The organism is Paraburkholderia sp. BGA-UO-ETr-F12 (genome assembly GCF_059567945.1).
Window position 1 is genome coordinate 287,106 of the sequence record NZ_JCAQOZ010000046.1, and the last position, 22,113, is coordinate 309,218.

Below are 22,113 nucleotides of genomic sequence, written 5' to 3' on the forward strand. Positions count from 1 at the left end.
GATCCGGGGGTAACATGAATACGATTAGCGCACCTGTCGACAGCGAACGCACCGTTCTGTACGTGTCGAGCGCGCCCGATCAGAACCTTGCCCACTTCCTGGCCGCATCGGGCTGGCAAGCAGTGCACGCCAAAAGCACGGCGATCGCCGAGCGCATGATCGAGCGCGCCAATATCAAGGTCGGCCTCGTCGAATTGCCCACGGACTGCACGTCCCAATACCTGTCGGCTCTGGCCTCGTGCATGCGGCGCGTCGAAACCAACTGGGTCGCGCAAATCGCGCCGGGCCAGTCGGAGAACGAACTGGTTAGCCGCTTTATCCTCGATTACTGCTTCGATTTCGTCACCCGGCCCTGGTTGAACGAACGGCTCGTGTTCGCGCTCGGCCATGCGCACGGACTGTCGAGCCTCAGGCACGCGCCGGTCGTCACGGAACCCTCGCTCGGCCGGCACGGCATGGTCGGGCAATGCGAGGCGATGCAGCAGTTGTACCGCCGGATCGACAAATGCGGCGTGACCGATGCGCCGGTGTTCGTCGCAGGCGAATCGGGCACCGGCAAAGAATTGACCGCACGGGCGATTCACGAGCGCTCGCCGCGCGCGGGCCGGGCGTTCGTCGCGATCAATTGCGCCGCGATTCCGCCGAGCCTGCTGCAAGCCGAATTGTTCGGCCACGAACGCGGCGCCTTTACGGGCGCGTTGCAACGTAAAATCGGCCGGATCGAAAGCGCCAACGAGGGCACCCTGTTTCTGGACGAAATCGGCGACATGCCGCACGAGTGCCAGGCGGTCCTGCTGCGTTTCCTGCAGGAAGGCACCATCGAACGGCTGGGCGGCAGCGGACCGATCAAGGTCGACGTGCGGGTGATTTCGGCAACCCATGTCGATCTGGACCGCGCCGTCGACGACGGCCGTTTCCGCTCCGACTTGTACCACCGCCTGTGCGTGCTGCGGCTCGTCGAGCCGCCGTTGCGCGAGCGCGGCGGCGACATCAAGCTGCTCGCCAACTACGCGCTCAGCATGTACCGGCAGGACGGCGCGCGCAAACTGCGCGGGCTCTCGAGCGACGCGATCGTCGCCATGTCGAACTATCCGTGGCCGGGCAATGTGCGCGAGCTGATCAACTGCGTGCGCCGCGCGGTGGTGATGAGCGAGGGCCGCTTTATCACCGCGAGCGACCTCGGCTTGCCGGAAACCGACAGCGGGCCGGCCGTGACGCTCGCGGAGATCCGCAGCAAGGCTGAAAAGGACGCCATCGAGCACGCGTTGCAGCGGCATGGCTACAAATTGTCCGACGCCGCGGCCGAACTCGGCATTTCACGCGCCACGCTGTATCGCCTGATGCATGCGAACCGGCTGCATCAGGAACCGGCGGTCGGGCGTGCGCCGAATGCCAACGGCGGCACGGATGCCGACGAGGAGGCGGAGCGGCAGGCGCCGTATCTGGTTTGATTTTGCCGGCCGCCTGAACGGGCGAAGCTGCGTAAGTCTGGCGGCCCGGGCCGGGTGCGCCGGACGCGCCGGGCAGGATGGTTATCGCGGTCCAGCGCGCCAGAAGTCGTAACCGCCTATCGGATCTCTGCTGGCGTTGCTATGCTGAAAGCCGTTCATCCACCCGGGAGTGGACTTGGCCGATCAGCACGCTCCGGCGCTTGCGCGCCGCCCTTCCTCCGTCCTTCCGGCCCAGGCGAGTCCGTGCGACACGCTTGCCATCCACGCTCAGCCCCTCGGCCTCGGTCCTCCCTGCCGGCGCAAAAAGCTCGTGCTTGCCGCGACTATCCTTGGTTCGAGCATGGCGTTCATCGACAGCTCCGTGGTCAACGTCGCGCTGCCCTCGATCCAGACCGAGCTGGGCGCGAGCGTCGCGGCCATCCAATGGGTGGTCAACGCCTATCTGCTGTTTCTCGGCGCGCTGGTGCTGGTGGGCGGCTCGCTCGGCGATACGCTCGGCCGCCGCACCGTGTTTATCGCGGGAATCGGCGTGTTCACGCTGGCCTCGATTGCTTGCGGCCTGGCGCCGGACGCCCGCGCCCTGATCGCGGCGCGCGCCGTGCAGGGCATCGGCGCGGCGCTGCTGGTGCCGAGCAGTCTTGCCATTATCGGCGCGGTGTTCGACGACAAGGAACGCGGCCGGGCAATCGGCACCTGGGCCGGCGTCGGCGCGATCACGTCGGCGCTCGGACCGGTGGCGGGCGGCTGGCTCGTCGACGCGTTTTCGTGGCGGGCGATTTTCTTTCTGAACGTACCGGTTGCGTGCGCAACCATCGCGCTGGCAATCATCGCCGTGCCGGATAACCGGCGCAAAGACGAGCCATCCGGCCCCGCCGCGGCGCTCAACCAGCCCGCGCCGTCCAGACTCGACTGGCGAGGCGCGGTGACAGCCACCGCAGGACTCGCGGCGCTGACCTACGGCCTGACCATCGCCGCGGCGCGCGGTTTCGGCGATCACCGGGTGCAGGCTTTGATCCTCGCGGGCATGCTGGTGCTGGCCGGCTTTGTCGCGCTAGAAGCGAAGTCCCCTGATCCGATGATGCCGCTCGACGTGTTCCGTTCGCGCAACTTCACCGGCGCGAACCTCGTCACGCTGCTGCTGTACTTCGGCCTGGGCGGCGCACTGTTTTTCCTGCCGTTTACGCTGATTCGCGCCTATGGCTACAGCGCGACGCAAGCCGGCGCCGCACTGCTGCCGGTGCCGGTCACGATCGGCGTGTTATCGCGTTTCACCGGCGGGCTGACGGGCCGTTACGGCGCGCGGCTCCTGCTGGGCGTCGGACCTGCAATCGCGGCGCTCGGCTTTGCCATGCTCGCGCTGCCCTGGGCAGGCGGCGAATACTGGCGCGGCTTCTTTCCTGCGCTCGTTGTGCTCGGACTCGGCATGACGATTACGGTCGCACCGTTGACGACCACCGTGATGACCTCCGTACCGGCCGCGCGCACCGGCGTCGCGTCGGGCATCAATAACGCCGTTGCCAGGGTGGCGAGTCTGCTGGCGATCGCCGTGCTCGGGATCGTGTACGTGTGGTCGCACGACGCGGCGCTCGACGCGCGGCTCGACGCGTTGCATGTGCCCGACGCGGCACGCCAGATGGGACGCCTGGCGCAAACGGGCCTGGCGCAGGCAGGTAGCGATGCGGGGGCCGCGCCGTCCGGTGTTGCGCAAAGCCCTTCGCATGCCGAAGTGAACGCGGGAATGACCGAAACCCGGACCGAGACCCGGACCGAGACCGGCGCCCAAACCCAGGCCCAGACCGAGGCGTTGGGTGCGGCGCTGCGGGCGGTGGCGCTGGTGTCGGCGGCATGCGCGCTGGCCGGCGGGTTGCTCGCGGCGTTGACGATCCGCTCGCAACATGGGCCCTAGCGAGGCCGCGCTATTTCCATCGACAGTTCAGAAGGCGGTGAAACGTCGTGGTCAGCCGGTCGCCATACTGGCAACTGGTTACCTCAGACCATCACTGCCACCCGATCGGGAGCCTGCACATGACAATTACCTGCTTCATCCGCTATCAGATCGACCCGTTCCAGCGCGAAGCCTTCGACGAGTACGCTCGCAACTGGGGCCGCATCATTCCCCGCTGCGGCGGCCATCTGATCGGCTACTTTCTGCCCCATGAAGGCACCAACGACATCGCCTGGGGCCTGATTGCATTCGACAGCCTCGCCGCCTATGAAGCCTATCGGGCGCGTCTGCGCAGCGATGCGGAAGCGCGGGAAAATTTCCAGTTCGCGCAGACGAGGCGCTTCATTCTGCGCGAGGAGCGCACCTTCACTGAAGTGGTCGAAGGCACGCTCGGGGTGGCGGCATCGGGCGCGGTGGACGCAACGGAATAAGCGCCGGGTACGCCGGCGGGTTCGCGACGACGTGGTCGTCGGTGTTGGTGCCAGCGACGGCATCGTCCGACAGGCAGGCTTTTTGCTGGCGGACGTTACAATCCGGACCATCTGGCCGAGCTTTCGCATGGCCACCGAAAGCCGTCACGGATGGAACTTGTACGATCAATCCCGTGTCGGTTCAAGGTCACGCCGCCGAACCGGTTCACGCGTCCCGGCACCACCGTCCGAAGCTGGTACCCCGCTTTACACCCTATGCGCAAAATACTTCAAGCCTGGCTTTTCCTTTTTCTCATTCTGAGCACCGCGCCGGTCTTTGCCGCCGCGGTGCAACCCGCCGCCGCCTCCGGGGCATCCGCCGCCGCGCTTACCCTGACGCCCGAACAGGCCCGTCAGGCCCTCAGCGTCCTCAATGACCCCGCCCGCCGCGCGCAAGTCAGCGACACCCTCCGGGCGATCGCCGCCGCGGGCGCCCTCAGCGCTCCCCCTGCCTCAGCGGCAACCGCGGCTTCAGCGCCGGCCGCGGCCAGCAGCGCCGCCGCCCTCGTTCCAGCCGCATTCCAGTCCAATGGCCTTGCCTCGCAACTGGCGCGTCAGGGCGCGCATTGGGCCGTGCGCCTCGGCGCATCGCTGCGCACTTCGCTCGCCGCGCTGCTTGACGTCGCCTCGGTGCGCGCCTGGTGGCATTGGCAATCGACCAACCCGCAAGCGCGCAGCATCCTGGGCCAGGTGACGTGGTCTCTGCTGGCGGCGCTGCTGCCCGCGTTCGGAATCGAATGGCTCGCGCGCCGCCTGCTGCGCCGCGCCTACAAGGCCCTCGCCGCACGGCGCGAACAGGCGGCCGACGACGCCCACGCGCCGCCCGCCGATGCGCCGGGCGCATCCGCCAGCACGCCCACGTCCTCGCCCACCAGCGGCAAAGCCATCGAGGCCAAAGGCAAGCAGCACGCCGCGCATCACTGGACGCTCCTGCAGCGTCTGCCGCGCGCGCTGCTGACCGCCGTGCTGCGCCTGTTGCCGCTGGCGATATTCGTCGCCACGGCAAGCGCGCTCATGTCGATCTTCACCACCGACGGCACGCCGCAGGACCGCGCGCTCGATTCGATCATCGACATTTACGTACTGTGCCGCCTGATCGTGATCGGCAGCGGCTTCTTCCTGCAACCTACCGCGCCACGCCTGCGTCTGTTGCGCATGGGCGATACGTGGGCTGTTTTCTTGCAGCGCTGGATCGTGCGGATCGTTGCCGTGGTCGGCGCCGGTTCGGCGATCGCGGAGATCGCGCAGTCGCTCGGCCTGAACGATGCGGCGCATCTCGCGCTAATGAAGGTGGTCGCGCTCGCCGGCCACATCATGATCTCGATCCTGATCCTGCGTTGCGCAAAGCCGGTCGGCGACCTGATCCGCAAGCGCTTCGCCGCGAGCAAGTCGCTGGAAATGTTCGGCCACGCCCTCGCCGACGCATGGGCGTGGTTCGCCGCGTTTATCGTCATGGCGCTCTGGTTCATCTGGGCGCTCGACGTGCAGAACGGCTATCACACGCTGCTGCATCTCGGCGGCATTACGCTGGCGATCCTGGTCGGCGCGCGGGTCGTCGCGATCGTGATTTTCGGCGCCATGGCGCGGCTCTTCAATGTCCAGGGCGATACGGAAAAGTCACTCGTTCAGGAGCATGCTTACCGCTATTACCCGCTGCTGCGACGGATCGTGTCGTGGATTATCGGCATCGTCACCGCACTCGCGCTGCTGCAGGTATGGGGTGTCGACGTGGGTGAGCTGTTCCAGACCGGTTCGATCGGTCATCGGCTGGCTTCGGCGCTGGTCACGATCGGGGTCGCTGCGGGGATCGCGCTGGTGGTGTGGGAAGGCGCCAATGTGGCGATCGAAAAGCGGCTGGACCGCTGGACCACGAGCGGCGACCTGGTGCGCGCCGCGCGTCTGCGCACGCTCCTGCCGATGCTGCGCAGCGTGCTCTTTTGCGTGATCGCGCTGGTGGTGGTGCTCACGGGCCTGAGTGAGATCGGCGTGAACATCGGCCCGCTGCTGGCAGGCGCGAGTATCTTCGGCGTGGCGCTCGGCTTCGGCTCGCAAAAGCTGGTGCAGGATTTCATCACCGGCATGTTCCTGCTGATGGAAAACGCCATGCAGGTCGGCGACTGGGTCACGCTCGCGGGCGTGTCCGGCACGGTCGAATATCTGTCGATTCGTACCGTGCGGCTGCGCGGCAGCGACGGCTCGCTCTACACCGTGCCGTTCAGTTCGGTGTCGACAGTGAACAACACCAATCGCGGACTCGGCAATGCGGCGGTGAAAGTGAATATCGTGTTCGGCGAAGATGTGGATCTGGCAATCGCCACGCTGAAGGAAATCGGCGCCGCGCTGCGCGAGGACGAGAAATACAAGGACGGCATCCTGTCCGACTTCAGCTTCTGGGGCGTGGATGGCGTGGATGGCTCGGCGGTAACGCTGGCCGGCCAGATCCAATGCCGCGACACCGCGCGCTGGGGCGTACAGCGCGAATTCAACCGGCGCATTCTCGATCAGTTCAACGCGCGCGGCATCGCCATCGCAAACCCGCAACGGCATTTGCTGACGTGGGACCCGGACAGCGTGGCGGCCAAAGTCGAATCGAACGGCACGCCGGATGACGCCCCCAAGGCCGCACCGGAAAGCCAGGCGCCGGCAACGCCGGCAGCCGATACCTCGCTGAAAACGGCGGCCGACTCAAAGACCGACGCGAAGCCCGACGCACCGCTCGACGATCAGCCGCCGGCCGACCCTAAACCGGCCGGTGGTCCAGGAACGCCAGCAAATCCTGGTTCAACCTCTCCGCATGCGTGAAATACAGGCCATGGCCGGCGCCTTCGTAGACGTTCAGCGACGCACCTTCGATCAGCGCCGCCGTGGGCCGGCCGGTCAATTCGAGCGGCGCTGAGGCGTCGCGATCACCCTGCACGACCAGCGACGGCACGCGGATGCGGGTCAACTCCGCGCGAAAATCGGTGACGGTCTGAACGCGGGCGAGTTCGAGCATGGCCTGATGCGAGGTTTGCAGCATCATGCGGATCGTCCAGTCCAGCGGTGCGCGCGACGTGCCCGATCCGAAGTAAAGCGCGGCATTGGCCTCGATCCAGTCGGGGAAAGAGCGCCGCAGCGCAACGCGGCCTTGCTCGAAAAGGGCGGCGTCGATCCCGTTCGGGTTGTCTTCGGTTTTCAGCAGATACGGCGTGGCGGCCGGCGCGATGAACGCAACCCGCGCCACACGTTCCGCCCCATAGCGCGTCAGGTAGCGCACCACTTCGCCGCTCGCGATCGAATGCGCAACCAGCGTCACGTTGCTTAGATCGAGCGTGCTCAGTACGCTATCGAGATCGGCGGCGAGCGTGTCGAAGTCGTAGCCGCGCCCCGGATCGCTCGAACGGCCGTGGCCGCGGCGGTCATAAGCGATGCAACGGCAGCCGACGCGCGACAGCGGCTCCATCTGATAGGCCCACATGTCCGAATTCAGCGTCCATCCGGACAGGAACACGAGCGGCGTGCCGTGCCCCCAGTCGCGGTAGAAAAGACGCGTATGGTCCGCGGTGCGGACGGTGTTGGGTTCGTCGGTGAGATACGGTGCGGTTGCGTTCATGAGAGCCTCTTTACCTGGAGTCGCTGGGTCGGAATCGTTGTGCCGTGCCGCCACTTTGCCCGGCGGCGGTACGCAGGTCGATTACCTGGGAGGTAAAGAGATCGGCTTATGCCGATGGCGCGCCTGTTGCGCCTATTGCGTTTATTGCCTCTATTGCACCTGCCACCAGCGCGGCAACAGCCGGCGCACTTCCGGCCGCCGGTAGCGGTCGTCGATCAGATGCACCACGCCCTGATCCTGCTCGGTCCGGATCACCCGTCCCGCGGCTTGCACGACCTTCTGCAAACCCGGATACAGATACATGTAGTCGTAGCCATTGCCGAACTTCGCGTCCATCGTGCGGCGCATCTGCTCGTTGACGTCGTTCATTTGCGGCAGACCGAGCGTCGCGATGAAGGCGCCGATCAACTGCTGCCCGACCAGATCGACGCCCTCGGAAAACGCGCCGCCTAACACTGCAAAGCCGACACCCTGCCCCATGGTGCGAAAGCGCGCGAGGAACGCATCGCGCGCTGCCTCGTCCATACCCGGTTCCTGCGCCCATACCGGCAGGTCCGGATGACGCTCGCGCATCAACCCCACCACCTGCTGCAGATACTCGAAGCTGCTCAGAAACCCGAGATAGTTGCCCGGCTGCGCGGCGTACTGCTTCGCGATCAGCTCGACGATGGGCACGAGCGAACGCTCGCGGTCGCGCCAGCGCGTCGATACATTGCCCGCCACGCGCACCTGCAACTGCTCGGCGCGAAACGGCCCTTCGACCTCGAGCCAGTTGGTCTGCTCAGGCAGACCCAGCGTGTCGCGATAGAAACGATGCGGATTGAGCGTGCCGGAAAACATCACCGTGGTGCGCGCGGCAGCGTAGCGCCCGGCGAGAAACGGTGCGGGGATCACGTTGCGCACGCACAGCGTGGCGTTGGTCTTGTCGCGCGGCGCGTAACGATCCGTGCTGAGCGTGATGTCGAAAATCGAATGCTCGCCAAACTGCTCCGCCAGCGCGACGAAATGCATGGCGTCGAAGAAGAACCGCAATGACGCCTCGTCGATTGAAAGCGGCGCTTCGGCCAACTGGTCCGTCACTGCGCCGATCAGGTTTTGCGCGGCCGAAAGCAGCTTGCCGGGTACCTCGGCGTAGACCTGGTAGGTGGCGGTCTGCGCGCGTTTGACGGCGTTCCATTCGCGCTGAAGCCGTTCAAGCGGCCTCTTCAGGGTTGCCGGCGCAGTTTTACGGGCGAGCCGGAACGCCGCCTGGTCGAGCGACGCGCTGTACATGCGGCGCGCCCGCTCGAGCAGGTTGTGCGCCTCGTCCACCAGCACGCCGACGCGCCACTGATTGATCTGCGTGAGCGCGTACAGCATCGCACTGCTGTCGTAGTAGTAGTTGTAATCGCCGACCACCACGTCAGACCAGCGCGCCAGTTCCTGCGCCAGATAGTACGGGCAGACCTCGTGCGCGAGCGCCGCTTCGCGCACCGACACGCGGTCGAGCTTCGGCCCGGCCAACGCCGCGCTGCGGGCCACATCGAGCCGGTCGTAGAAGCCGCGCGCGAGCGGGCAGGACTCGCCGTTGCAGGCTTTGTCGGGATGCTCACAGGCTTTGTCGCGCGCGACCAGTTCCAGCGTTCTGAGCGGCAACCGGCTTGCGGACGGCGCGGCGCTCCGATGCAGCGTTTCGATCGCATCGAGGGCGAGCGCGCGGCCCGGCGTCTTCGCGGTGAGGAAGAACACGCGGTCGATCTGGTCCGACGCACACGCCTTGAGCAGCGGAAAAATTGTCGCCAGGGTCTTGCCGATGCCGGTCGGCGCTTGCGCCATCAACGGCGTGCCGTCTCGCGCGGCACGATACACCGACACCGCGAGTTCGCGCTGCCCGCTACGGAACGTGCCGTGCGGAAACTGCAAGGCGCTGAGCGCAGCGTTGCGCGCCGCGCGATGGGCCTCTTCCTGCACGGCCCAATCGAGAAAGCACTCGCATTGCTCGACGAAGAAAATCTCCAACTCACGTGCACTGTGTGTTTCGGCCAGCGACGTTTCCTTCTGGGTGCCGACATCGAAGTACACGAGCGCGACCGTCAATTCGGCGAGCCCGCGGGCACGGCATAGCAGATGGCCGTACACCAGCGCCTGCGCCCAATGCAGGGTGCGGTGATTGGCGGGCATCCGTTCGAGCGCGCCGCGATAGGTCTTGACCTCTTCCAGCCGGTTCGACACCGGATCGTAGCCGTCGGCGCGGCCACGCACCGTCAGGCCACGATGCGTGCCGCTTAGCGTGATCTCGGTTTCATAGCCGCCCGCGCGCCGCCCGGCCACCGTCACGTGGCCCGCCATGCCCTCCAGCGAGGTGGGAGCGGGCGTGAAGCGCAGATCCAGGTCGCCGCGCCTTGCGGTAAATTCGCACATCGCCCGTACGGCGACCACGTAGGTCATATGGCGCCCTCGTTCGCGGCACCCGCGGTGAGGTTTTCGGGAGCCGCATTCCGAGCCGCCGTCGTGACCGCTGTCGCCGCCTCCCACACCGTCGTTGTCCCGGCCACAGCGGCATCATCATCGGCCCAGCGCACATCGAGTACGCGTACCGGCATGCCGTGCTGCGCGCAGTACGCGAGCCAGCGGATCTGGTTGTCCTGCAAGCGGTCGCCGGGGCCCTTCACTTCGATCAGCTCGTAACGACGCTCGGCCGGCCAGAAACGGATCAGGTCCGGCAGGCCTGAGCGGTTGCCGCGGATATCGCGCAGCAAACGCTCGAACCAGAGCTTCAGATGCGCGGCCGGCAGGCAATCGAGCGCCAACGCCACCAGTTCCGGCGTCAGCAAGCCCCAGAATACGAACGGCGATTGCAGACCCGCCTTGCTTTGCAGATGCCGCAGAATCGTTTCGCGATAGGCACTGCTGTCGAGTTGCGCAAGACAGGTGGCGAACTGGTCCGCGCGGCGCGCATGAAAATCCGGCGCATGCAGATCGGCCGGCCCGCGCTGGAACGGATGGAAGAATGCCCCGGGCACTGCCGCAAACACCGGCTCCCAGCACAGCAAACCGAACAACGAGTTGATCAGCGCGTTTTCGACGTAATGAACCGGCGCCGACTCGCAAGTCAAATGATCCCGGGCAACGTATTCGACCGGTTGTGGCGCCTCCGGCCTCGGCAACACCAGTGTGCCGCGCTCGACCGGCCGTGCGGCAGGCACGCGCGCCACCCGCTCGCCGCGCTTGCGCCGCAACCGCGGCAGCATGCGTGCGACACGCTGCATTTCCTCTTCGCTTTCAGGCGCGGCAGCGGCTTGCGAAGCGAGCGCGAAGGCTTCGTCGAATCGTTCGCTGCGTTCGAGCACCCGCAAGCGCCGATGGCGCGCGCCTGGCCAGGCACAGCGCTCGTAGACGGCCAGTGCGGCGGCCCAGTTCCATTGACGCTCACAATGCTGGCCTATACGAAACAACAGTTTCGCGCGCCGCGTTTCGAGCCAGGGATTCGAAATTTCGATTGCGGCAATCGCGGCGACGAGTTCGTCGATCGCCGCGGCTTCAGCGTCTCCCGCAGGCAGCCATTCGAGTGCTTCGCGGCAGGCCTGCAGCGCAAGATAGACGTCCACGTCCGCACGTTGCTGGAATGCGCGCGACGATGGCGCGAACGCAACCTGCTCGTACTGGAACACCCCGAGATCAGCTAGCACGAACTCCGACCAGTCCTGCTGGAGATTGCCGAAGAACATCAGGCGCAGACGCTCGCAGAGCGGCGCGACGGCGACATGGAAAACACGGTCGGTGGTTTTGCTATGCCATGTGGACAATGGATACGCGGTAACGCTTTGTTCCTCGCCTTCGTCTCCGCGGTCGGCGAACAACGGCCGCAGTGCTTCGAGCAGATCGGGTTTGCGCAAGCCCTTCGCGCCTGGAATCAACGCGATGGCGTCCGCAAAGATCAGCAGCAACTCGGGACGGGTGGTGAGCGCAAAGAGATCGTCGAGCGTCAGGCGCGGTTCAGTGTCGACCCAGCCGAGCGCCGCGAGGGGAGCAACGGCTTCGAAGGGACAGCCGATCTCGTCATAAGAAAGACGGCTGGCGCGGAACAGTTCGCCCTTGCGCATCAGCATGCGAACCAGCAACGCACGCGAAGGCTGCGGCAAAGCGGCGAAATCGCGCAGAAAACCGTGTTCGTGCGCGTCCAGCAGATCGTCGTAACGCTCGGCGAGCCACGCGAGCGCGCGCTCGAAGTTCAGCAGGTAGTAAGGGGCATCAGCGCGGAGGTCTGACGGAGCATCTATTGCCACGGGGTTTTGACGAAACCTGTATGTTTATACAGTTATGATAGCAAAAACCGTGGAAGAACCAGCTAACCCACGCCTTATTGAAAGTGGTGCGACGTGTAGCGGTTCTCAAAGCGTTGCCAGAAGCTTCGACGCCGTGGACTTGAACACTGCGAAGGCCTCTCCGAACGTCGGCCTCATCGCTCCATAGACAAGCGGCAGCAGCACCTGCTCATACTCACGTTTCGTCTGCGCTTCTGTTTCCGCAGTCGCGAGAGCCGCGGTCATGGATTGCTTTGGATCGTCGACAAACGCGGAGTGATGGTGAAACTCTCCGCGATCGTACTCGACACAGTCTTTAAAGTGGGCAGCCGCTCGATCGACGAACGCCGCGTTCGAGCCCACGATGCAATAGGTGTCGTAAATGTGGCGCACCAATGCCTGATCCCACTTTTCCCGCACGCCGGCTCTGTGTTCCGCGTGACGGCGCAAAAACGACAGGACTTTTTCCGCGAGTGTTTCTTCGATAGCCACACACGGCATACGGATCGGCGCCCTTTCGCGGCCCGCCAAACGGTCGATCAGATAGCCGATAGGTTTTTGCACAACGGCAAAGCTCGGCGTACGCACTGTAAATTCGAGGCTTAAATGAGGTCGTAAGCTGGTGTGAGCGGTATAGCGCGTGTTGTAACGCCAACCGGACGCGAAGTAACGGTTCGCGTTAAGAGCCCGTTTTTCTTCTTCGACGAAGTGGAAGCCCAGTGTCTTCATCGCGTCGATTACAGCGTTTTTTTGCTTGCCGAGATGAGTCTTCACGCCGCTTTGCGTGAACCCGTGATCGGCATTCAACACCACTTTCAGATCGACGTCTTCGGACATCCGTTCGATCAGACCATGCGCCTTGGACAGGCTCGTACCACCGCAAAAAACGAACTGAATGTGCCGATGCCGAAGTTTCGCCAACGCATGCAAGGCGTCAGTGACGTGGATATCTTTCTCGAGAACGAAGGCAGAGAGGTTTCCGGCCAGCCCTTCCGCGGTAATCGAATCAATAAGCTCTTTCTGTTCTTCTGAGATTATTTTCATATTGAACAGTTTTATTGCCGAAACCTAATTTCCGCACGATGCGGCGATTGCCGGTGTTGATTACCGTGCCGGCCGGCAATTGAGTCGTTTCACCCGCGTTGTACAACTCGACTTGCCTGCTCGGGTAGACCTCGACACCCATCCTCGTCAAGGCTTGCTCGGCTAAAACCTCAACCGGCTGAACCGGGATCGGTACGCCTGACAGGACACTACGCTTGGCTTTTGCATACACGCCAACGCCGAGTTTAACGATGACCCCACTGTCGAGCAGTTTGCGAAGCGCCCGGCCAAGCTGGGCCTCGCTACCAAGACGGGCAAGCTCGGTCCGCAGGAACACATCGGACTCCCGCCTGGCAATTGCTATCTTCAGCCGGTCTTCGAGGACCATGACAAACTCCGCTCATACAGTTGACCTAAATCAACATGCAACCCAATGATTATAATAACAAAAATTGAACAAATATCGATCATCGAGTTAGTATAACACGTGCCCGGATGAGATCGGGCGTCGTCCCCTGGAGCCAGGCCCGCACCAGATCCCTTACGACCCAGCCACCCACACCACCGTCAACGACCTCACCCCCTGCGCGCCGCGAATCAGCACGCCTTCAATATCCGCCGTGGCCGAAGGGCCTGTAACCAACGCGGCAAAGCGCGCGTCGCGAAAGTCATCGCGTCGGTACACGTCCTGCAAACCGTCAAGTAACTGCGCCGGATCGAGCAGCACCACCAGATGCTGCACGATGTACCCCAGCGCATTGACGCCATACTCGCGCTCGCTGAACCACACCGAACCCGTTTCAGCGACACCGAAGCGCGCCCGCACCACGCCCACCTCGACGTCCTGCAATGAAGCCGGCTCGGTTTCCGCCGTGATCTCCCGCGTGCCGGGAACCTCGGAGGTCGCCGAGGCCACCGACGCTGCGTCGCCGAACCGCTCGCGGATCAGCGCCAGCACGTCACCCGCGGCCGACACGTCGACGCACGTGCCGCCCATCGCCTGCAATGCAGCGGTGAAGCGCGCCCGCAAATCCCCGCCCAGCGAAGCGAACAACGGCACCTCAGGCCGCGGACGCGCCGCCGGTTGCGCCTCGCGCACCTTCGCCAGAAAAGCTTCACGCGTTGCCATCGCCACCTCCGCGATTCTTCTTGTACCAGGCGTGGAAGGTCAGCTTCGGCGCCTCCGGCAACTCACGCTGCCGGCCCCAGATGTTGAGCGGGTTGTACAGCACGAAATTCGGCAGCCGCCGCAGCGCGCCGCCCATCGACGACACCGTCGCCCGATACAGCGTCGGACTCGCGAGCAGACGCCCCGCCATTTTCAACACCTCCTGCTTCACGAACGGCACCTCGTGACGCTCGGCGATCACCGTGCGCCATTTGTAGATCTGCTCGTGAATATTGATCTTCACCGGACACACATTCGTGCAACTGCCGTTGAGCGTCGACGCGAACGGCAACGCGCTATAGCGCTTCAGATCGAAAGTCGGATTGATGATCGCGCCAATCGGCCCTGAATACGTGCCGCCATACGACAAACCGCCGCTGCGCCGATACACGGGGCAGGTATTCATACACGCGCCGCAACGGATGCATTTGAGCGAGTACCAGAAATCCTCCATCGCAAGCCGCTCCGAACGGCCATGATCGACGAGGATGAAATGCATCTCGGTGCCCGGACGCGGCGCGCGAAAATGCGAGGTGTATTGCGTAATCGGCGAACCGAGCGCACTGCGCGACAGCATGCGGACGAAGACGCCGAGATCCGACACCTTGGGAATCAGCTTTTCTATACCGATCGACGCGATATGCAAAGGCGGCACATTCGCCGACAGGTCGGCATTGCCTTCGTTAGTACACACAACCACCGTGCCCGTCTCCGCCACCGCGAAATTGCAGCCCGTCATGCCGGCGGTTTTGCCGGCGACGAAATACGGCCGCGTGTTCATCCGCTGGCTTTCGGCGAGGTAATGAATATCGCTGTTGTTCGGATCGGTGCCGATAGTGCGGCCGAACAGTTCGGCCACGTCGGCGCGTAGTTTATGGACCGCGGGCACCACCATGTGGCTCGGGTCCTGGTGATCGAGTTGCTGGATGCGCTCGCCGAGATCGGTTTCCATCACCGTGATGCCGCGCGGTTCGAGGTACTCGCGCATCTTGCATTCGTCGGTGAGCATCGACTTGCTTTTGACGAGCGTGGTCATGCCGCGCTCGGACATCAGCTTGTGTACCAGCGCGTTGTGTTCTTCCGCCGTCGCGGCCCAATGCACCACAACGCCGTTGGCTTCAGCCGCGGTAGAGAACTGCTCGAGGTAGTCCGACAGATGCGACAGCGTGTGTTCCTTGATACCCGACGCCAGGTCGCGCAGCGTCTCCCATTCCGCAATGCCGTGCGCCTGCGCATCGCGCTTCTCGCGCAAATCCCATAGACGCTTGTCGTGAAACGCGACGTGCTCCGTCTTCCTGATGAAAGCACCCGCGGCTTTCGCGTGATCGATGCGACTCATGCGCGTGCTCCGTTAAGGACCTGCGCGATATGAATGAAGCGCGCGTCGGCTTTCATGCGTTCCGCGCAACCTTGCTGGTGCATCAGGCACGACATGTCGCCCGATACGATGTACTCGGCGCCCGCATTGAGATGATCGCGGACTTTGTCCTGTCCCATGCGGACCGACACCGGCTCCTCGGTCACCGAGAAGGTGCCGCCGAAACCACAGCATTCGTCGGGCCGCGACGGTTTGACGAACTCGATGCCCTTAACGCCTTCGAGCAAGGTGCGTGGCTTCGAAAACGGCGTCGCGGCGATCTCCGAAACCGATGCTTCCTTCAGATGCCGCAACGCGCTACAACTGTTATGCAGCCCGACGCGATGCGGAAACTCGGCCCATGGAAACTCGCGCGCGCCGACCACGTCGTGCAGAAATTCGACGAGCTCATAGGCGTTGGCACGAACCTTCGCGACTTCATCGGTCTGCGCGATCGCGGTCAAATGCTCGCGCACGTGATGGATGCAACTCGCGGACGGCCCGACGATGTAGTCGTAGCCGGCGAAGTTGCGCGCGAACACGCGCTCGGCGCCGGCGGCCTCGGCTTGCGCGCCGCTGTTGGCCATCGGCTGGCCGCAGCAGGTTTGCTTCTGCGGATAGTCGACCTCGATGCCGAAGCGTTCGAGCAATTCGAGCGTGGCGATGCCCACCTCGGGGTAGAACGCATCGATAAAACACGGGATAAACAGGGCGACTTTCATAAGCTCATTGAAAAGAAAGGCGGCGGCCGGCGATTCATCCACTCTAGTGCTGGAATCGTCGCGGCGCAGGTGTTTTCCGCCGACGCCATGCGTCTGGCCAGTCAGCGCGGTCGCTCGTCGTGAGCATGCATTGTGAGCACTCAGTCAGACTGGTCATGTTGGTCTGACCATGAATTATATAAGGAGCGCACCGCACGATGTCAACCGGAAATCAGAGCAGGAGCGAGTTGAGTGGGTCGACAGGAGGCGCGCAGGCGCGCAATGCGCCGCTCGCGCAGCGAGCGCGCATGGACTTCGAAAGCTCAGATAAACCGGAACATCAGACGCCCGGCGGAATCAGGAAATCACGCTCGGCGCAGGTTTCGTCGCGTCGTCTTTGTACATTTCACGCACAAAGGTCAAATGCCGCTCGGCGGCCTTGCGCGCCTTTTGCGCGTCACGCGCGATGACCGCGTCATAGATGGCCTGATGCTGACTCATCAACTGTTTTTCCATCGCCTCGTCATAATCGATCAGGCGATGGTACTGGCGCATGCCTTCGCGAATCAGCGTATGGATGCCGTGCATCACATGGGCAAGCGCGATGTTATGCGTAGAGTCGGCAATCGCGAGGTGAAACGCGGCGTCCAGTTCCGCCAGGTTCACGCGATCTTGCGACTGCGAGCCAGCCTTCAACGCTTCGAATGCTTCGGTAATTTTCTGCAGATCGGCCGCCGTGGCACGTTGCGCCGCATACACGGTCGAAATCGATTCGAGACCCTGGCGCAGTTCGAGAATATCGGCACTGGTACGCGGATTCTGCAGCAGCAGTTCGGCAAGCGGCTTGGAAATGATCGGCGCGGTGACGTCGACAACCGTAAAACCGCCCCGCCCCGACGTTTCAATATAGCCGTCCGCTTCCAGCCTGATCAGCGCCTCCCGCAACGACGGCCGAGACACACCGAGTTGCGTGGCCAGATCCCGTTCGGCCGGCAACCGGTCGCCCGGCATCAGCGCGCCGTCCGAGATCAGTTGCTTGATCTGGTCGGACACCACGTCGGAAAGTCGTTTGCGCGTGAAGGACTGGATCGGGAGAAATGGCATGGGCGGCGCGGGTGAAGAAGTGGACGAATTATACCGTTCGCCGACGTTGCGCCACTGACGAAGCTAGCTCGCACCCGCCGCATAGAAGCTCGCCAGATCCCGCTTGAGGGTATGCAACACGGCATCGTCGAGATAGATCATGTGGCCGGTCGGGTAGTAGGCGATACGCACGTTGGCATGCAGTTGCGCATCGACGCCCAGATGCGCAAGCGCGTACTCGGTTGCATAGAACGGCGTGGCAAGGTCGAAATACCCGTTCACCGACATCACGCGCAGATGCGGGTTCTGCCGCATCGCTTCAGCGAGATCGCCCGCGGCGTACGGCTCGTTCAGGTGTTCTCCCCACCACTCGCGATGCTTCCAGTCCCATTGCGTCAACGCCTCGTTGTTGAAGACGCGATAGCGGTCCGCGGGCGTGAAGTGCAGATCCTGCGCCAGATGCTGATGAAGCGCGGCATCGAAAGCGCTCGACACCCCGGCCACCGACGCATCGAAATCGGGATGCTCGGACACGCCGTCATACTCGATCCCTTCAAAACGCGCATCGAAACGGCCGACGCTGCGCGATCGATCGCGCAGCAACTGATCGCGAAAGCGGGACGGATAGAGGCGCAGGCGGCTCCGCTTCACATAATCGACGTCGAGTCCGGTGAACTGCGCGACGCGCGCGGCAATCTCGTCGCGCTGCGCGTCGGGTAATGCGTCGCCCTGCGCAAGCGCTTGCGCATAAGGCCCTCGGGCGAACGCGCGGGCTTCGTCGAGAAAGGCCGGCAGGTTGGCCGGCTTCGGCACGATCTTGTCGTGATACCAGGCAACGGCCGCGAAGCTCGGCAAATAGCTTTCGCTCTGGAAATCGGAGCCCGGTGAAAACGCCGCGGAATCGAGCACCGAGGACATCAGGATCACGCCATTGAGCGAGATATTGTTTTGCCCCAGTTCATACGCGAGCATCGCGGCGCGCGCGGTTCCGTACGATTCGCCGAGCAGATATTTCGGCGAATTCCAACGCTGGTTGACCGTCAGGTAGCGATCGATGAACTGCGAAAACGCGGCGAGGTCTTTATCGACACCCCAGAAGTCCTTCCCCGTGCCGTGCCCAACGACTCTCGATAAGCCCGCCCCCACGGCGTCGATAAACACCAGGTCGGTGGTGTCGAGCAGACTATCGGGGTTGTCATCCAGCACATACGGCGCGGGCGGCGTGTTCGCGGGACTCGCCGTGCGCACCCGCTTCGGACCGAACGAACCGATCATCAGAAACACGGTGCCCGCACCCGGTCCACCGTTGAAGAGGAAGGTGACGGGACGCGTCGCGGGATTTTTCGTGGCGACGGTGTAGGCGATATAGAACACGCTCGCATTGGCCTGGCCGCTATTGTCACGCAGCAGCAGGTTGCCAGCAGTCGCGGTGTAATCGATCTTGCGGCCGCCGAGCCGGATCGAATGCTGCGTCGCCGTGGCGTTCTCCGGCGGCACCGGAATCGCCGGAGTTTCCGGCTTGGCGTTATGCGGCGCGTTGTCTTCCGATTCGTTCTGACTGGCGGCGGCAACCCGTAACGGACGGCCAGGGCGTGCAGGATTGGCGCCGGGCGCCCTGACTGGCTGACCGTTCGCATCGACGGCCTGACCGGCTGTTCCCGCCTGAGTAACCGGTATGCCGGATGCGCTCGCCGGACTGACCGGCAACGCGGCTGTTCCCGCGCCGGCGGTGGCAGCGGAAGGTTCGTCCAGTTCGGCTGCCACGCACATCTGGCTGAACGCAGCGATAACGGCGAAGACGAGCGCCATCGCAATCAGCGCGGCCGCCACGGATCCGGCCATCAATGACCGGCGCAACGCGAGATAAAAGCGAATGGCCATGCAGTTTCCGTCCGCAAGTCGATAGGCGCCGATATTCCGGCCGTCCAGACTAAGACGAACTCGGCGAACGATTCTTGACGCAAGCAGGAAGGACGTCAATCGAAAACGGGCTCTAACGGGCTTTAACGGACTCTAACCGGCTCAAAAAAGCCCGTCCCCTGCATCGCGTTGCTTCTTCGAGGAGAAACGAAAGCAATTCGAAACAGTTAAGAAAGCCGACCAATTATCCTGCCCCCGCCAGCGGTCCACCTTGTGTCCGAGCTTTCATCAGCGTTCTTTGCACCCGCTTCCGCCTACGCCCGCTTGTACGCCGGCAATCCGCCGACGAATGCGGCAATCCGCTCGCATGCATCGATCAGGCTCGCTTCGTCGACTACGAAACCCAGCCGCACGAACCCGTTCGCCGTTTCGCCGAACGCACTGGCGTCGAGCAACGATACGCCTTGCGCCCGAAACAGTTGCCAGGTGAAATCGACCGTGTGGAGACCGGTGCCGCTGACATCGACCATCATGAACATGCCGGCTTCCGGCAACAGGCAACGCAAACCCGGCACGTGGCGCAACCGTTCGAACACGACGTCGCGACGACGCCGGTATAGCTCGCGCATCCCGGTTACGATCGGCGCCTTGTTCTGCAGAGCCGTCAGCGCGGCCTGCTGGATGAAACCCGGCAAGCCATAGAGCATGGCCAGCGCGAGCCGCCCCATATGCTCGATCAGGAGAGCCGGCCCGATTGCCCAACCCACGCGCCAGCCTGCCATGGCATGCGATTTCGACAGGCTGCCGAGCGTCACCGTGCGCTCCGCCATGCCCGGCATCGCGGCGATACTGACGTGCTCGCGCTCGAACGTGAGATCGGCATAGACCTCGTCGGACAGCACCCACAGATCATGCCGGCAGGCAAGCTGCGCGATGCGTTCGAGGTCGGCACGCGGCATCACCACGCCGGTCGGATTGCAGGGTGTGGCAAAGAAGATGGCCTTGGTGCGCGGCGTGAGCGCCGCCTCGAGCGCGTCGCAGTCGAGGTGAAACGCCCGCGCGGAGTCGACCGGCACCGGCACGAGCGTGGCGCCCGCGGCGCGCACGCAGGCCTCGTACGTAAGATACATCGGCTCGGGGACGATCACTTCGTCGCCTGCTTCCAGCAGACACAGCGAGGTGGCAAACACGCCGTTCTGCGCCCCCGCCGTCAGAATCACGTTGGCCGCGCTCACGGCGCAACCGGTGGTGCGCACATGTTCTTCGGCAATCGCCGCACGCAGCGGCTCACGCCCCGAGACGGCGCTGTAATGCGTATCGCCGCCGCGCAACGCCTCGATTGCACGTTCGACGATCGGCGCGGGTGTCGCGAAGTCAGGGTCGCCCACGCTCAGCACGATCACGTCTTCACCGTTGGCGAGCGCCTGCTGGGCAACACGGTGGATTTCCCACGCCGACGTGCGCCTGCCTTGCAAACGCTCGACCAGATTCGAGTACTTCATTGACTCATCCCGTTTCGACTTGACCCGCCAATGTAATGGGGCACGCGCGAAACGTCCAGATACGAAAAAGAGTCACGCGAGCGGTCAGTCTCGCGCGACTCTACGGTGAATCCCGGCTTTAACGGCAGTGAAGAACGTTCAGACCTGGCGGCGCAGTTCGGCCGGCGGCACTTTCATCAGATGGCGGTACTTGGCCACCGTACGCCGCGCCACCAGCACGCCCTGATCGGCGAGCATCTTCGCGAGCGTTACGTCCGACAGCGGGTCCTGCGTGTTTTCCGCGGCGATCATTTCCTTGAGCAGCGCACGCACGGCCGCGGCCGAGCAGGTGCCGCCGCTTTCCGTGCCGAGTTCACGCGGGAAGAAGTGCTTGAACTCGAAGATGCCACGCGGCGTAGCCATATATTTGTTGCCGGTCGCGCGCGAGATCGTGGACTCATGCAGACCGAGCTCTTCGGCCACGTCGCGCAGCACCATCGGCTTGAGCGCGATTTCACCGTACTGGAAGAAGGCCTTCTGATGCGCGACGATGCACTCGGCCACGCGCTGAATCGTATCGAAGCGCTGCTGCGCATTGCGGATCAGCCAGCGCGCTTCCTGCAATTGCTGCGCGAGCGGCGAACGGCTCGCACCGGCCGACTGCGCGAACAACTCCGCATACATGCGATGGATGCGAGCACGCGGCTGCACGGCCGGATTGATCGACACCACCCACTTGTTGCGCACCTGGCGCACGATAACGTCCGGCACCACGTAGTTGTCGTCGGTACGGCCGTAGCTGTTGCCCGGCTTCGGATCAAGCTTGCGCACCAGCGCGCAGGCCACGCGCAATTCCGTAGCGCTACAGCCGATCTGCTTTTGCAGTTCAGCCTGTTCGCGACGCGCGAGACGTTCGAGATGATGCTCGACGATTTGCTTCGCCACATCGCGTCCCGGTGTATCCGCGGGTAGCGCGTCGATTTGCAGCGACAGGCACTCGGACAGCGAGCGGGCGCCGAGACCGGGACGGTCGAGCGATTGCACGAGGCGCAGCGCGACTAGCAATTCTTCTTCCGTCAATTCAGGCGTGAGGTCGACACTTTCCGCAAGCTCGCTCAACTCCTGACGCAGATAACCATCGTCATCGAGTGCCTCGATGATGAAGCGGGCCACCGCGCGGTCGCGGTCGTCGAGTCGGTACAGGCGCAACGAGTCGTGCAGTTGCTCACGCAAGGTCGGTTGGGCGCGCGCCCATTCCGCGGGATCGCTGTTTTCCGAGTCGCCGTTCTGGCGCGACGAACCACGGCTGCTGTAGTCACCCGTGTAGTCGCCCGAAAACTCGCCCGAAAAATCACCGGGCATATCGTCTGGCCCCGCGCTTTCCATTGTGTCGCTGCCGCTGCTTTCAGCCAGTGGTGATTCGGACTCGGCCGCGGTGACCTGGTCCGTGGCGGGCGTAGCGCCAGAGTCTTCGCCTGGCGTTGTAGTGGCGAGCGCGACGTCTTCCGTGTCGGTCGAGTCGTATTCGAGAAACGGATTGGTATCGAGCGCGGTGCGCAACTCCTGCTGAAACTCCAGAGACGACAACTGCAACAGACGCACCGATTGCTGCAGACGAGGCGTGAGTGCGAGAGACTGCCTTGTGCGTAGTTCAATTGACGGCATTGTAGTGAGGTCC

General features: G+C 63.7%; 16 protein-coding genes. 4 read left to right on the top strand and 12 right to left on the bottom strand.

What is annotated here, in order from left to right:
* Window positions 1–14 precede the first annotated feature (14 nt).
* The 4 genes from AC57B6_RS20530 (at window position 15) to AC57B6_RS20545 (ending at window position 6,668) form a co-directional block, all read left to right on the top strand.
* Window positions 15–1,451, top strand: a complete 1,437-nt coding sequence (locus AC57B6_RS20530; protein WP_030100454.1) for a sigma-54-dependent transcriptional regulator — start codon at window positions 15–17, stop codon at window positions 1,449–1,451.
* A 175-nt stretch (window positions 1,452–1,626) separates the two neighbouring features.
* Window positions 1,627–3,357: an MFS transporter gene (locus AC57B6_RS20535; protein ID WP_496421995.1), complete on the top strand. Its 1,731-nt coding sequence runs from the start codon at window positions 1,627–1,629 to the stop codon at window positions 3,355–3,357.
* 119 nt (window positions 3,358–3,476) lie between these two features.
* Entirely contained in the window at window positions 3,477–3,827 is a 351-nt protein-coding gene (locus AC57B6_RS20540; protein WP_046572888.1) for an NIPSNAP family protein, read from the top strand.
* 255 nt (window positions 3,828–4,082) lie between these two features.
* Window positions 4,083–6,668 carry a mechanosensitive ion channel family protein gene (locus tag AC57B6_RS20545; RefSeq protein WP_496421996.1) on the top strand — a complete coding sequence of 862 codons (2,586 nt, stop codon included), beginning with the start codon at window positions 4,083–4,085 and terminating at the stop codon, window positions 6,666–6,668.
* Here the strand turns inward: AC57B6_RS20545 and AC57B6_RS20550 are convergent.
* From AC57B6_RS20550 to AC57B6_RS20605, 12 genes are all read right to left on the bottom strand, one after another.
* Window positions 6,607–7,458, bottom strand: coding sequence for an alpha/beta fold hydrolase (locus AC57B6_RS20550; protein ID WP_496421997.1), 852 nt, complete (start codon window positions 7,456–7,458; stop codon window positions 6,607–6,609). The genes AC57B6_RS20545 and AC57B6_RS20550 overlap by 62 nt on opposite strands.
* Window positions 7,459–7,608: 150 nt before the next feature.
* Window positions 7,609–9,885, bottom strand: a complete 2,277-nt coding sequence (locus tag AC57B6_RS20555) for an ATP-dependent DNA helicase (RefSeq protein ID WP_496421998.1) — start codon at window positions 9,883–9,885, stop codon at window positions 7,609–7,611.
* The gene (locus AC57B6_RS20560) at window positions 9,882–11,723 is read right to left on the bottom strand and encodes a VRR-NUC domain-containing protein (protein WP_496421999.1); all 1,842 of its coding nucleotides are present in this window, start codon (window positions 11,721–11,723) and stop codon (window positions 9,882–9,884) included. Before AC57B6_RS20560 ends, AC57B6_RS20555 begins: the two co-directional genes overlap by 4 nt.
* A 105-nt stretch (window positions 11,724–11,828) precedes the next feature.
* Window positions 11,829–12,785, bottom strand: a complete 957-nt coding sequence (locus AC57B6_RS20565; protein ID WP_496422000.1) for a nucleotidyl transferase AbiEii/AbiGii toxin family protein — start codon at window positions 12,783–12,785, stop codon at window positions 11,829–11,831.
* A complete protein-coding gene (locus AC57B6_RS20570) occupies window positions 12,748–13,173 on the bottom strand; it encodes a type IV toxin-antitoxin system AbiEi family antitoxin domain-containing protein (RefSeq protein ID WP_028194635.1) in 426 nt (141 codons plus the stop codon). The genes AC57B6_RS20565 and AC57B6_RS20570 overlap by 38 nt, the downstream gene beginning before the upstream one ends.
* 153 nt (window positions 13,174–13,326) lie before the next feature.
* Window positions 13,327–13,914, bottom strand: coding sequence for a LutC/YkgG family protein (locus tag AC57B6_RS20575; RefSeq protein ID WP_496422001.1), 588 nt, complete (start codon window positions 13,912–13,914; stop codon window positions 13,327–13,329).
* On the bottom strand, window positions 13,901–15,292 hold the full coding sequence (locus AC57B6_RS20580; protein WP_252890286.1) for a lactate utilization protein B: 1,392 nt from the start codon (window positions 15,290–15,292) through the stop codon (window positions 13,901–13,903). The genes AC57B6_RS20575 and AC57B6_RS20580 overlap by 14 nt, the downstream gene beginning before the upstream one ends.
* Window positions 15,289–16,032, bottom strand: a complete 744-nt coding sequence (locus AC57B6_RS20585) for a (Fe-S)-binding protein (protein WP_496422002.1) — start codon at window positions 16,030–16,032, stop codon at window positions 15,289–15,291. Before AC57B6_RS20585 ends, AC57B6_RS20580 begins: the two co-directional genes overlap by 4 nt.
* A gap of 336 nt (window positions 16,033–16,368) precedes the next feature.
* Window positions 16,369–17,115 (bottom strand): FadR/GntR family transcriptional regulator, encoded by a 747-nt coding sequence (locus AC57B6_RS20590; RefSeq protein WP_028194639.1) that lies wholly within the window; start codon window positions 17,113–17,115, stop codon window positions 16,369–16,371.
* A gap of 63 nt (window positions 17,116–17,178) precedes the next feature.
* Window positions 17,179–18,975 (bottom strand): S10 family peptidase, encoded by a 1,797-nt coding sequence (locus AC57B6_RS20595; protein WP_496422003.1) that lies wholly within the window; start codon window positions 18,973–18,975, stop codon window positions 17,179–17,181.
* A gap of 293 nt (window positions 18,976–19,268) precedes the next feature.
* Window positions 19,269–20,456 carry a pyridoxal phosphate-dependent aminotransferase gene (locus AC57B6_RS20600; RefSeq protein WP_496422004.1) on the bottom strand — a complete coding sequence of 396 codons (1,188 nt, stop codon included), beginning with the start codon at window positions 20,454–20,456 and terminating at the stop codon, window positions 19,269–19,271.
* A 138-nt stretch (window positions 20,457–20,594) separates the two neighbouring features.
* Window positions 20,595–22,100 carry an RNA polymerase factor sigma-54 gene (locus AC57B6_RS20605; RefSeq protein WP_496422005.1) on the bottom strand — a complete coding sequence of 502 codons (1,506 nt, stop codon included), beginning with the start codon at window positions 22,098–22,100 and terminating at the stop codon, window positions 20,595–20,597.
* Window positions 22,101–22,113 lie beyond the last annotated feature (13 nt).